Raw genomic sequence first — 13,520 nt, 5'->3', positions numbered from 1 at the left:
GAGTAGTTTGTAGGAAGAGGAGGAAAATTTATGAGTATGAATGAAAAGTGGAATAAAGGTATTTCGCTACGGAAAAAAAGATGGATTAGCATGATAATGGCAGCCGTGATGATTGTTACGTTAGTACCATTTATGCCAGGAAAGAAGGCTGGCAAGGTAGAGGCTGCTGGATATAATATAGCTGCAGCGGTTGCTTATGCAAAAGAGTGGGGCGGATCAAAAAGAAATCCTGCATACAAAGAGTATGATGGTGATTGCGCAAACTTTGTTTCGCAATGTTTAAAAGCTGGTGGTTTGAATGTATATGATACATGGGTTCCTACTTTAAAAGATAAACTGCAAGCAATGGGCTATACGATTATAATGAATCCTACTGCCGATCAGGTAGATGTAGGAGATGTTATGTTTTATGATTCTACATACACTGGAGAAATAAATCATACAACGATAATAACAAGTAAAGTGAATGGTGTTCCCAAAATAACAGGCCATACATCAGATGTGATTGATGGATACTATACAAATGGATCTGCATGTCCGTGGCAATATGGAAATTATACTTGTGCTGCAATATTGCATACAAGTGGGATTTCAGGAGAAATGACAACTCCAACGATTACAACAAACAGAGAGTGTTACATAGTTGGAGATAAAATAAATATTACGTGGAATAAAACGAGCAGTCAGAGTGATTTCTTACATTATTGGTTAATCATCACCAATACTGATACTGGGGAAGAGTGCTTCGGTGGAGCAACAGGTTCAAACGGAGATGTAAATGCAAATAGTTATCAATTTACAATTCCGGAAGAAGGACATTATAGAATTGATATATATGCAATACCTTATAATGATAAAGAGCATCGTCAGAAGGAAGCAGTGAAGACAGTAAGTACATATGGATATGATAGTTCGATAGTTAACTTAGGAGATGACTTTTACGCAAATATAATCAATACAGGAAATGGTAAGTATTTGACAGCCGATAGCGATGACAATGTGACAATAAGAACCGCCTCGGGACAGAAAAATCAGCTTTGGCATTTTAGAAAGAGAGAAAGCGGATCATATGAAATAATAAACAATGCTTCTGATAAAGCTCTTGATGATACTAATTGGGGACAGGAAAATGAAACGAATGTAGGAGTATATACAAGAAATAATACGACTGCGCAAAAGTGGTTTGTGAGAGGAACAGAAGGTGCTTATTTTATAAACGCATCATGTGGAGATGCGGTACTTGATATAGATAGCAATGGCTCGGCAGATGGTACAAATGTGTGGTTGTATGAAAAAAATGAGAGTTCAGCTCAGAAATTCACAATAAAGAAGGTGGCAACAAGCCTTGATACTTGTAATGCTCTCGGTCTGACAACAATACAGGGCGGTTTCCGGTTATCATGGGATACCGTGTCAGGTGCAACAAAATACGAAGTGTATCGTAAGAAGGTAACGGACAGTGACTATTCTAGAATAGCAGTTGTTTCAGGAGAAGACATAGATACATACGAAGATAAAAATTGTATATCAGGAATAACATATGAGTACAGGGTTAATGCAGCAAATGATTATTGTTTAGGTGCATCAGGTGCCGAATGTCATGGCTTGTATCTTGATTCTACAAATGCATCACTTGTAAAGTATTCTGCTGATAGTGTAAACATATCATGGAATTCAGTAAGAGGAGCAGATGGATATAATATTTATTTGTATAATCAGAATGATGATACATATTCAAAGGTGAAGGATATAGCAAATGGTTCAACAACCTCTTGTGTTATAGCTGGTTTAAAACAGAATACTACATATACTTATTTGGTAGAAGCATATGGTATATGTACATATGAAAATAAGAACGAAATTTATACTGGATGTAGAAGTAATATCTTGACCATTGCGACAAAAAGAATATTAAGTAATCTTGCAGTTAAAATGTCTGATTGGGATTTGAGCGGAACGGCATCACAGCCAGTATTACTTGGAAATGATGGTAATGGTGCGGTAACATATACATATGCACCAGAGGGAAGCGATGTTTTCACAGCAGAATTTCCGACAAAAGCAGGAACATATACTGTAAAGGCAGAGGTAGCAGAGACTGATAGATATTGCGCTGGAGTGGCAACATGTACGTTCACAATAACGGATAACAATAGTAGGCCAGCTCCGGTAGTCAAAAAATCATTGGATAACTTAGTATTAATACTTGACGATTGGGATATAAGCGAAAATGCATCAACACCAATTTTGACAGGCAATTTGGGCAATGGCGCAGTAACATATAGCTATGCATCAGTTGGAAGTACAGAGTACACAAGTGCTATACCAACAAAGGCGGGAACATATATAATAAAAGCTGTTGTTGCAGAGACTAATGAATATTATGGTGGAGTTGCAACCTGTAAGTTTACAATTACAGATAAATATAGTAGTTCACAGCCTGTAACGAAAAAGTCACTCAATAATCTTGTTTTGATGATGGCGGGCTGGCATGTTGGTGATCGCCCATCTTCTCCAGTTCTTACAGGAAATGATGGAAAGGGTAAAGTTACATATACATATTCTAAAGTAGGAAGTAACAAGTATTCAAATACTGTACCATCTAATGAAGGAAAGTATATAATTAAGGCATATGTTGCAGAGACAGAGGATTATTATGCAGGTACAGCAACATGTGTTTTTGAGATAACCAAAAAGCCTGTAGTTAAAAAGACACAGACAATAACAACGAATGCCGCAAATTATACTTTGGTATATGGCGGAAAGTCTGTTACCATAAAGGCAAAGACAAATGGAAATGGAAAAAAATCATACAAGTCTTCTAATAACAATGTAGTTTCGATTGATAAGACTGGAAAAATGATTGTTAAAAATACAGGTAAGGTGACTGTTTCCATTTATGTAGCAGCGACGACCGCATATAAGGCCGCAACAAAGAAGGTAACAGTGGTTGTAAAGCCTAAGATACAGGCAATAAAGGGAATCAAATCACAGAAAAAGTCAAGCATATATGTTAAGTATGTTAAAGATACAAAGGTAAGTGGCTATGAGATTCAAACAGCTCTTGATAGCAAATTTAAAAAGTCTGTAAATACATATACAATAAAGCCGTACTCGAAGTATAGAGTGACATTAACTAAGAAGCGGACTGGTAAAATCTATTATGTAAGGGTGAGAAGTTATAAGATCGTAGGATCACAGAAAATATATGGAAGTTATAGTGGTATAAAGAAGATAAAAGTTAAATAATTTTTATGCCATATAAAAAAACTACTCTGCAAAGCAATGCTTTGTGGAGTAGTTTTTTATTTATTAGTTCGTGTCGTTGCATGTGTTGAATCTGAAAATGTCTGAGAAGAAATCTGGCTGTATTGTATATAAACCTCATTGAAAAACACATAATAAATTGGTAAGATATTAAGCAAGATAATAAGCAAGATGGAGGTGAACTGATGAGCGGGTATATACCACCATATACGATCTCGAATAAAATGTTTGAACTTGTTTCAGAGATATCTGAAAAGGTTGGAAGGATTACCAGTCATAAAGAGCTGGAGTCAAAGCCACATTTGCGCAGAAACAACAGAATAAGATCGATTCATTCTTCGTTAAAGATAGAGGCAAATTCACTGTCATTAAGTGATGTCAGAGATGTAATAAACGGCCATCTTGTTCTTGGAGATCAAAAGGAAATACAGGAAGTGAAAAATGCATACGTAGCCTATGAGAAGATCCCCGAAATAGATCCGACAAGTATATCAGACCTGAAAAGGATTCATGGAATATTGACATACAGGACCGCCCGCGAGTCTGGTGTATTCCGAAAAGGCGATGAGGGAGTGCTTTCAGGCAGTGAGTGCATATTTGTAGCTCCTCCACCACATATGGTAAATGAGCTTATGAGAGATTTGATGCAGTGGGTTAAAGAAAATGAGGGAGTTATTCACCCACTTATTTTATCTGCAATATTTCATTATGAATTTGTGTTTATTCACCCATTTGCAGATGGAAATGGAAGAATGGCAAGATTGTGGCATACGGTTCTTCTGTATAGGTGGAGAAGCGTATTTGAATATATACCACTGGAGAGCCAGATTGAACGGTTTCAGAATGAATATTATGATGCGATAGCGGTATGCCATACAAAAGATAACTCGGACATATTTATAGAATTCATGCTCGATATGATAAATCAGATTCTGGATGAAGTTGTATTGCAGGTAAACAGATCAAATTCTGAGGTTTCAGAGTATGTGAAGCGGATGCTGGCGGTCATGGAATATGAAGTGCCGTATACGTCAAATTCCATAATGGAAGCGCTGGGGCTTAAGTCCAAAGAGACCCTTAGAAAAAATTATATAAATCCGGCGATGGAGCTTGGACTGATAAAGATGACATTGCCTGATAAACCTAACAGCAGAAATCAGAGATATGTAAAGCAGTAGAAAAGTTATGTCATCAGGTAATGCAATAAAACAACTTTTCCATATCAAATAAACGAAACTGACTGTAAAATATAAATTGTAAACAAAACACTAAAAGTTTGAAATACCCAACGGAGGTTAAACACATGGAAGATAGAGTACTTGACTGGGCAGTATATGAGAAGACAGCCCGTGAGATGGCTGCAGAGGGACTGGTTCTGTTAAAGAACGACAACAAAGCTCTGCCACTTAAGCAGGGAGAGACGGTTTCTGTATTTGGACGTATGCAGAACCATTATTATAAGAGTGGAACCGGTTCGGGTGGCATGGTGAATGTTGCCAAAGTGGTAGGAATCATTGATGCACTTAATGAGTGCAAGGATGTGAATGTCAATCAGAAACTGGCAGAGACTTATGCCGCATGGGATAAGGAACATCCTGTGGAGCTGGGACTTGGCTGGGGACAGGAGCCGTGGTCACAGGCGGAGATGCCGGTTACAGAGGAGCTTGTGCAGGAGGCTGCCGGCGAGTCGGATTCAGCCATAGTGATAATCGCAAGAACAGCTGGCGAGGACAAGGACAATACACTTGAAAAAGGAGCATTTATGCTCACTGATATAGAGACTGATATGCTTAGACTTGTCAGAGAGAATTTCCAGAAGATGGTCGTTCTCTTGAATGTCGGCGGTCTTATAGATATGTCATTTCTTGACACGATTTCCCCGGATGCCTGCATGTATGTATGGCAGGGTGGAATGGTCGGAGGATATGGAGTGGCTGATGTCCTCGTAGGAGATGTCAGCCCTTCAGGAAAACTCACAGACACGATAGCCTACGATATCAAGGATTATCCTGCGTATGACAATTTCGGCGGCGAAGAGAGAAACTTCTACGCTGAGGATATCTATGTGGGATACCGTTACTTTGAGACATTTGCAAAGGATAAGGTCAGATATCCGTTTGGATATGGATTGTCATACACAGACTTCAAAATCGGTGTAAAGCATGCAAGCATGGATTTTGAAAAAGGTGTGGCGAATATCTGTGTCAAAGTCACAAATACAGGAAAGAGACTTGGCAAGGAGGTTGTCCAGGTGTACGGTGAGATGCCACAGGGCAGGCTTGGCAAGCCATCCAGAGTGCTCATTGATTTTGCGAAGACAAAGGAGCTTGTTCCGGGACTCAGCGATGAGCTGAAGTTTGAGATTCCGCTTGACCGTATGGCATCATTTGACGATTCAGGGGCGACAGGCCATAGAAACTGTTATTTGCTTGAAGCTGGAGACTACACTATCCATGTAGGAAACAGCATAAGAAATACAACAGAGTGTCTGTTCTTTGAGCTTGCCGAGACTGTGGAGCTTCAGAAGCTTCAGGAGGCACTTGCACCATATGAGAAGTTTGACCGCATGAAACCATTCTGTGATGAGAACGGCAGGATGCTTATAGAGTATGAGGAGACACCTCTAGTCACTGTTGATATGTATGACAGGAGAGAGCAGGAACTGCCGGAGGAGATACCGGTTACTGGTGACAAGGGAATTACGCTTCTTGATGTAAGGGAAGGCAGGGCCACCATGGATGAGCTCATAGCGCAGTTTGATGATGAGGATCTGGCATGCTTTGTCCGCGGCGAGGGAATGGGAAGTTCTCTTGTGACGGCGGGAACAGCGTCCGCATTTGCCGGGGTATCGCCCAATTTGATCGCACATAAGATCCCATCGGTGTGCTGTGATGACGGACCATCGGGAATGAGACTCGACTCAGGTATGAAGGCATTCTCACTTCCAAATGGCACTCTGTGCGGATGTTCATTTAACAAAGAATTGAACACCAGACTGTATGCACTTCTCGGACTTGAGATGACAGCAAATAGGGTTGAGGTTCTTCTTGGACCGGGAATGAATATCCACCGTCACCCGCTTAATGGACGAAACTTTGAGTATTTCTCCGAGGATCCATACCTTACGGGTTCCATTGCAACTGCACAGTTAGAGGGACTTAAGTCCAGCGGCGTGTCCGGAACGATCAAGCATTTCTGCGGAAATAATCAGGAGTATCACCGCCATACAACTGACTCGGTCATCTCCCAGAGGGCACTCAGGGAGATATACCTGAAGGGATTTGAGATAGCTGTCAAGTCAGGATATGCCGACTCTGTTATGACAACATATGGTCTGGTAAATGGTCTCTACACCGCAGGAAGTTATGATCTGAATACCACGATACTCAGAAATGAGTGGGGATTTACAGGCGTGGTCATGACAGATTGGTGGGCATCCATCAACCGCAGGGGTATGGAGCCGGATGCAAATGACTTTGCGACTATGATACAGGCACAGAATGACATGTATATGTGCTGCCCGGACGGCTCGAAGAACATGGGCGGAGATAATGTCATAGAGGCACTTCAGGACGGACGTATATTGAGAGCTGAGCTTCAGAGAATTGCAAAGAATGTGTGTAACTTTGCCATGAATACGAATGCATTTAAGCGTCTTGTGGGAGAGCCTGTAGAGGTAGAGATAATAAACCGTCCAAAGCAGGCGGACGATTTTTCAATTGATGATGTGGAATACATCAATGTCGACAGAGACATACTTATAGATCTGACAGAGAAGGCCAGCACCGCCGACACGAATTATGTCATAGCCCTTGATGTTGAACATCCGGGAGAGTATGAGGTGAGCCTGAGGGGAAGCTCGACACTCGAAAAGCTTGCCCAGCTGCCGTGTACCCTGTTTTTCAACGGATTCCCTGTGAGCAACTTCACATTTAACGGAACTGACGGCAAGGATGTTGTGATCAGGAAAGAGGTCAAATTTTACGGCAGATTCAATGTGCTCCGACTGTATGTGAAATCGAATGGACTTGATCTCAAGGATATTAAGTTCAGTTTTGAAAAAGAGTTTTGATCTGAAAATAAATATTGACATAGACTGCCATAGATGGTAACCTAAATTAACTCTTTGCACTGCATATAAATCTACAGTACAAACTGAGCAGACCATTGGTGTAAGCCAAGGAGTCGGGCCATCATGGCAGTGGAATCTTTACATCCACGGGACAGTAGTTACTAATACTGAGTCGTGGGTGTTTTTTTATACTCTTTTAGACATTCTATAAAATCTCCCACATATATTTAGTGATAAGAGCTTTCTGAAATTTATTGATCGCACAGCATCGGTCTTTTGATTAAGGTGATTATCAATAGACTGGTGTTCATTAGGAAAGGATGGCTGATTATATGGAAAGCGCAAACAAAATAAACACGATGGCGGCATCTGCCGTATCAGAGGATGAGTTTAAAAAGGTTGCAAATAAAGTATCGTTTATAACGATAGTACAGAACGTACTGTTGTCAGTATTCAAATTATTTGCGGGAATATTTGCACATTCAAATGCAATGATAAGTGATGCGGTACATTCGGCATCAGACGTGTTCAGCACCATAATAGTGATAATTGGAGTAAAACTAGCGTCGAAGGAATCCGACAAGGAGCATCCTTACGGCCATGAGAGGCTTGAGTGCGTGGCAGCGATCGTGTTGTCTATAGTGCTGCTGTATACCGGTATCAAGATCGGCTCGCAGGCGGTTAAGGACATAATCGGTGGCAATTACCAGAGCCTGCAGAAACCGGGGATGCTGGCACTGGTGGCGGCTGTTGTATCCATTGTCACAAAGGAGATAATGTACTGGTACACAAGACACTATGCGAAGAAGATAGATTCAAGCGCACTTATGGCAGATGCATGGCATCACCGATCAGATGCGCTGTCATCGGTCGGCGCGCTTGTCGGTATCGGTGGTGCGATGATGGGATTCCCGGTTATGGATTCCATTGCAAGTATTGTTATCTTTGTATTCATAGCTAAGGCGGCATACGATATCTTCAAGGATGCCATGGATAAGATGGTGGATCACTCCTGCGATGAAGAGACAGAGAAAGAGATGAGGGATTTTGTGCTCGCCCAGAAAGAAGTTCTCAGTGTTGATCTTCTTCACACAAGGATATTTGGCAACAAAATATATGTAGATGTGGAGATAGGTGTAAACGGTTCGTATACATTAAGACATGCGCATGAGATAGCGGAAGAGGTCCATGAGGGAATAGAGAAGAATTTTCCAAAGGTAAAGCATGTGATGGTGCATGTCAATCCTGCGGATGTGGCAGAATAATCATAGATTGATAACGCAGAGTAAGGCACGGATCAGATTTGGTCTGTGTCTTATTTTTGTGTGCTGGAAGCTGCAAAACGAGTACCAAACCTGCAAATAGTCAAAAACGATCAAAATAATTCAAAAATCTTCAAAAATATGCAGAATAATGATTGACAATCTTCATTTGCGATGATATTATGCATATAGATTGATTGAAAGTGACTGAAATCAAGTGAAAACCACCTTGAAACAATCATAAATAATTGAAAACAGTCAAAAAATATGTTATCCTAAAGAAAAGTTAAAAGCACCGGATGCAGATATATGCATTCTGAAAAGCCACGAAAAAAGAAAATACACAAACACGAAAACACATATACAGGAGACATACTTAAAAGGCAGGAGGCAATTATTATGATGACCGAGGATAGATACACAGCGATTTTAGAAGCACTGAAAGAGAAAAAGTCTATGACAGTTGCAGAGTTCACGGAGATCACGGGAGCATCTGAATCTACTATAAGAAGAGATTTGATAGCTCTGGACGATATGGGTAAGATCAAGAGATTCCATGGTGGCGCCAAGGCGATCGAGCATGAATACATCACCAATGAGGCACCGGTTTCAGCCAAGGCACAGCTCAACGTCGAAGAGAAAAGTGCCATTGCAAAATATGCGGCAACGATGATCAATGATGAAGATTTCATATTTATAGATGCAGGAACCAGCACGGAGCTCATGATCGACTATATCGGCGAAACAAATGCTACATTTGTCACCAATGGAATAGCACATGCCAAGCGGCTTCTCAAGAAGAACCTCAGAACGTATATGATAGGCGGACTTGTAAAGCCGATCACAGAGGCGATCATCGGAGCCGAGGCGGTCAATTCCATGAAAAAGTTCAATTTCACAAAGTGCTTTCTTGGAACGAATGGAATCCATATGGATTACGGATTCACAACGGTTGATGTGGAAGAGGCTATGGTGAAGATGGAAGCGGTGAACAGATCTTATGCGAGCATAGTCCTTGCTGACAGCAGCAAGTTCGACAAGGTGACGGCAGTGACATTTGCAGCAATCGAAAAAGCCTGTATTATCACTGACAGACTTGTAAATGATAAGTACATAGACGCCACAGTTGTAAAGGAGGTACTCAGATAATGATTTATACGGTGACATTCAATCCGGCGCTCGATTATGTTGTCAAGATGGACAGCCTTGAGCTTGGAATGGTGAACAGAAGTAAGTCAGAAGCCATATTCTATGGCGGCAAAGGTATCAATGTCTCAACCGTACTTAAGAACATAGGAGTTGATTCCGTAGCTCTCGGTTTTGTTGCCGGATTTACCGGTAAGGAGATTGAGGACGGAGTCAAGGCCATGGGAGTTAGGACAGATTTTATCCAGCTGAAGAATGGTCTCAGCAGGATAAACGTCAAGATCAAGGCAGAACAGGAGACGGAGATCAACGGACAGGGACCCGACATTAAGAAAGATGAGCTTCAGCAGATGTTTGACAAGCTAGACAAGCTCCAGTCGGGAGATTGCCTGATACTTGCGGGAACCATACCAGCATCACTTCCATCTGACATATACGAGCAGATCATGGAGAAGCTTATGAACAGGAACATCGACATCGTGGTGGATGCGACAAAGGATCTTCTGCTCAATGTATTGAAGTTCCATCCATTCCTCATCAAGCCGAATAACCATGAGCTTGGCGAGATGTTCGGAGTTGTCTTAAAGACAGACGACGAGATTGTTGAGTATGCGAAGAAGCTTCAGGTCATGGGTGCAAGAAATGTACTCATATCCATGGCAGGGGATGGAGCAATACTTATCACAGAGACAGGAGAGGTTCACAAGATCGGAGTTCCAAAGGGAACAGTTGTGAACTCAGTAGGGGCAGGTGATTCTATGGTGGCAGGTTTTACAGCAAGCTACCTGAAGGATCACGATTACATGGAAGCGCTGAAGAGAGGAACAGCAACCGGAAGTGCCACAGCATTTTCAGAAGGCCTTGCCACAGCGGACAAAGTAGAAGAACTCTACAAGCAATTATAGTAAAACGTACGTGTTCCGTCGTGAGAGGGAATACTTAGGAGATTCAGATATCGCACAGCAGCATATGTGGATGCGGCTGATTATTTAAGAGGAGGTTACGCTTATGAGAATCACAGAGCTTTTATCAAAGGAAAGCATTGCTCTGGGTGTAAAGGTAGATTCAAAGGATGCAGCGATCGACTACCTTGTAAACCTGCACGATGCAGCAGGCAACATCTCAGACAAGAAAACATACAAAGAAGGAATACTTAAGAGAGAGGAAGAGGGCTCAACAGCTATAGGAGAAGGAATAGCGATCCCTCACTCCAAGAACAAGGCAGTCAAGAGACCTGGACTTGCAGCTATGACAGTTCCAGATGGAGTTGATTACGACTCACTTGACGGACAGCCATCAAACCTGTTCTTCATGATCGCAGCACCAGAGAGCGGATCAGATGTACATCTTGAGGTACTTTCAAGACTGTCTATGCTCCTCATGGATGAGGACTTCAGAGCAGAGCTTCTGAAGGCAGCAGACAAGGATGCATTCCTTGCAGTCGTTGACAAATATGAGAACGCAAAGTTCCCAGAGGAGACAGCAGAGAAGCCTGAGGAAAAGGCAGTTGAGAAGGCTCCTGAGAAGAAAGGCTTTAGAGTGCTTGCCGTTACAGCGTGTCCTACAGGAATAGCTCACACATATATGGCAGCTGAGGCACTTGAGAAGGCCGGCGCCAAGATGGGATATGCCTTAAAGGCTGAGACAAATGGCTCAGGCGGAGCAAAAAATATACTTACTGATGAAGAAATCGCAAACTGTGATGGTATCATAGTTGCAGCTGACAAGAGTGTTGAAACAGCAAGATTTGATGGAAAGCCGGTTCTTTTCACAAGAGTGGCAGACGGAATACACAAGCCTGAGGAGCTCATACAGAAGATCGTGGATGGTCAGGTTCCTGTTCACCACGAGGAGGGCGGCAGAAAAGAGTCAAGCAGTGCAAATGGCAGTGTGGGAAGCAGAATATACAAGCATCTTATGAACGGAGTATCACACATGCTCCCATTCGTAATCGGCGGTGGTATCCTCACAGCTCTTGCATTCCTTATAGATACACTTTGCGGATTTGGTGCAACAGGTGGATCCAACTTCGGTTCCATGACCCCGCTCTCAGCATTCTTCAAGTATGCCGGTGGCCTGGCGATGGGCGTGATGGTTCCGGTGCTTGCAGGATTTATAGCAGAGTCTATAGCGGACAGACCTGGACTTGCAGTCGGTTTCCTTGGTGGTATCCTGGCATCCTCTGGAAATGCAGCCTTGTCCGGTTATGTATGGGCAGGAGATAACCTTGGCGGATTCCAGTCATTTATATCAAAGTTTGGATTTGTAGCAGAGGGCGGCGGAAATACAGTATCAGGTTTCCTCGGCGGTATCGCAGCAGGTTTCCTTGCAGGATATGTAGTTCTTCTTCTTAGAAAGATCTGCTCCAAATTCCCTAAGTCACTGGAGGGAATTAAGCCAACACTTATATATCCACTTGTTGGTATGTTTATAGTTGCAGTACTTATGATATTTATACTCAATCCAATTATTGGATTGATCAATACAGGACTTTCAGATATGCTGACAGCCCTTGCAAATAAAAACCTTCTCATTCCACTTGGAATCATCCTCGGAGGTATGATGGCGATAGACATGGGCGGTCCTATCAACAAGGCAGCTTACGTATACGGAACAATGGTTCTGGCAACAGCGTCAGAGCTTGTAGCAGGTGGCGCACAGCTCTCAGACCCGGCAGTTCAGGCATGCTATATCTCAATGGCATCAGTGATGATAGGTGGTATGGTACCTCCACTCGGAATTGCCCTTGCATGCATCTTCTTCCCTAAGAAGTTCACAAAGGCAGAGAGAAACTCAACAGTATCAAACATCGTAATGGCGTGTGGATTCATCACAGAGGGCGCAATACCATTTGCAGCAGCAGATCCACTCCACGTAATACCATGTACACTCGTAGGCGCAGCAGTTGCAGGTGGAATGTCAGCAGCGTTCAAATGTACACTGATGGCACCTCACGGCGGAATTTTCGTATTCGCAACCGTAGGCAACTGGTTACCATACATCATTTCATGGCTTGTAGGATCAGTGATCACATGTATCATGCTCGGTCTTATCAAGAAAAATGCTCAGGATTAAAAACTGCACAAAAGTAATGCACAAAAAACGACAGAATGTTATAATTTATACAATTGGGGTTTGTGAAATAGCTATATATGGCTCAAATGAAAAGATGAAATGGTAATCTGACTGTGATGCCATATGGTAGATAATTACAGATCACAAAGACTTATTTAACAACACAAGGGCCGCTTATGATAGAGGATTTCTGCAAGTGATTATTTATATCATTTGAAGGGAATTTGAGGCCGCCGGTCCTTAGATGACGCCTCAAGCGGCATCTTAGTACCGCTGTAGGCCGAAATAAGCGGGAGCGACCCGAAAATGATATAAATAATCACTTGCAGTGGCATAACTGGAATTGCGGCCCGTATTTTAAAGAAGGAGAAGAAATTATGGTAGCACAGACAGTAAAAGTAGTAAATGAACAGGGACTTCATATGAGACCAGCAGGAGTGTTTGCAAAGGAGATGACAAAGTTCTCATGCGCAGTAACTCTCGACGTAGCAGGCAAGAAGATCAATGCCAAGAGCGTGATGCTGATCATCGCAGCATGCATCAAGTGTGGTGCTGAGGTTACAGTAGAGTGTGATGGTGCAGACGAGAAGGAGGCTCTTGCAAAGGCAGTTGAGCTCATCGAGTCAGGATTCGGCGAGTAGAGCGAGTAGATGTTCTAACGTCGCAGTAGGAAAATGATAAGTGAAATCTGATATCAG

At 42.3% G+C, this 13,520-nt stretch carries 8 protein-coding genes and 1 riboswitch; all 8 genes read left to right on the top strand.

Annotation, left to right across the window (positions count from 1 at the left end; translation table 11 throughout):
* The first annotated feature begins 30 nt into the window (after positions 1-30).
* Positions 31-3,249: an RICIN domain-containing protein gene (locus DWW70_RS11385; RefSeq protein ID WP_118649875.1), complete on the top strand. Its 3,219-nt coding sequence runs from the start codon at positions 31-33 to the stop codon at positions 3,247-3,249.
* A gap of 203 nt (positions 3,250-3,452) precedes the next feature.
* Positions 3,453-4,445 carry a Fic family protein gene (locus DWW70_RS11380; RefSeq protein ID WP_118649874.1) on the top strand — a complete coding sequence of 331 codons (993 nt, stop codon included), beginning with the start codon at positions 3,453-3,455 and terminating at the stop codon, positions 4,443-4,445.
* Between the two features lie 125 nt (positions 4,446-4,570).
* On the top strand, positions 4,571-7,339 hold the full coding sequence (locus DWW70_RS11375) for a glycoside hydrolase family 3 protein (protein ID WP_118649873.1): 2,769 nt from the start codon (positions 4,571-4,573) through the stop codon (positions 7,337-7,339).
* A 73-nt stretch (positions 7,340-7,412) separates the two neighbouring features.
* Positions 7,413-7,496: riboswitch (NiCo riboswitch) on the top strand.
* A gap of 175 nt (positions 7,497-7,671) precedes the next feature.
* A complete protein-coding gene (locus DWW70_RS11370) occupies positions 7,672-8,604 on the top strand; it encodes a cation diffusion facilitator family transporter (RefSeq protein WP_015534011.1) in 933 nt (310 codons plus the stop codon).
* Positions 8,605-9,000: 396 nt separating this feature from the next.
* Positions 9,001-9,750 (top strand): DeoR/GlpR family DNA-binding transcription regulator, encoded by a 750-nt coding sequence (locus DWW70_RS11365; protein WP_118649872.1) that lies wholly within the window; start codon positions 9,001-9,003, stop codon positions 9,748-9,750.
* Positions 9,750-10,652 (top strand): 1-phosphofructokinase, encoded by a 903-nt coding sequence (gene pfkB / locus DWW70_RS11360; protein WP_118649871.1) that lies wholly within the window; start codon positions 9,750-9,752, stop codon positions 10,650-10,652. Before DWW70_RS11365 ends, pfkB begins: the two co-directional genes overlap by 1 nt.
* A 103-nt stretch (positions 10,653-10,755) precedes the next feature.
* Positions 10,756-12,822, top strand: coding sequence for a PTS fructose transporter subunit IIABC (locus DWW70_RS11355; protein ID WP_118649870.1), 2,067 nt, complete (start codon positions 10,756-10,758; stop codon positions 12,820-12,822).
* Positions 12,823-13,199: 377 nt separating this feature from the next.
* The gene (locus tag DWW70_RS11350; protein WP_022216909.1) at positions 13,200-13,463 is read left to right on the top strand and encodes an HPr family phosphocarrier protein; all 264 of its coding nucleotides are present in this window, start codon (positions 13,200-13,202) and stop codon (positions 13,461-13,463) included.
* Positions 13,464-13,520: the final 57 nt, after the last annotated feature.

Origin of the sequence: Coprococcus sp. AF16-5 (genome assembly GCF_003479365.1) — a bacterium.
Lineage (GTDB): Bacteria > Bacillota > Clostridia > Lachnospirales > Lachnospiraceae > Coprococcus > Coprococcus aceti.
This window is presented reverse-complemented; position numbering and strand designations above follow the sequence as displayed.

Coding starts and splice junctions, on each gene's coding strand:
- pfkB (WP_118649871.1), top strand. CDS start 9,750: ATGATTTATACGGTGACATTCAATCCGGCGCTCGATTATGTTGTCAAG.
- DWW70_RS11370 (WP_015534011.1), top strand. CDS start 7,672: ATGGAAAGCGCAAACAAAATAAACACGATGGCGGCATCTGCCGTATCA.
- DWW70_RS11385 (WP_118649875.1), top strand. CDS start 31: ATGAGTATGAATGAAAAGTGGAATAAAGGTATTTCGCTACGGAAAAAA.
- DWW70_RS11380 (WP_118649874.1), top strand. CDS start 3,453: ATGAGCGGGTATATACCACCATATACGATCTCGAATAAAATGTTTGAA.
- DWW70_RS11355 (WP_118649870.1), top strand. CDS start 10,756: ATGAGAATCACAGAGCTTTTATCAAAGGAAAGCATTGCTCTGGGTGTA.
- DWW70_RS11375 (WP_118649873.1), top strand. CDS start 4,571: ATGGAAGATAGAGTACTTGACTGGGCAGTATATGAGAAGACAGCCCGT.
- DWW70_RS11365 (WP_118649872.1), top strand. CDS start 9,001: ATGATGACCGAGGATAGATACACAGCGATTTTAGAAGCACTGAAAGAG.
- DWW70_RS11350 (WP_022216909.1), top strand. CDS start 13,200: ATGGTAGCACAGACAGTAAAAGTAGTAAATGAACAGGGACTTCATATG.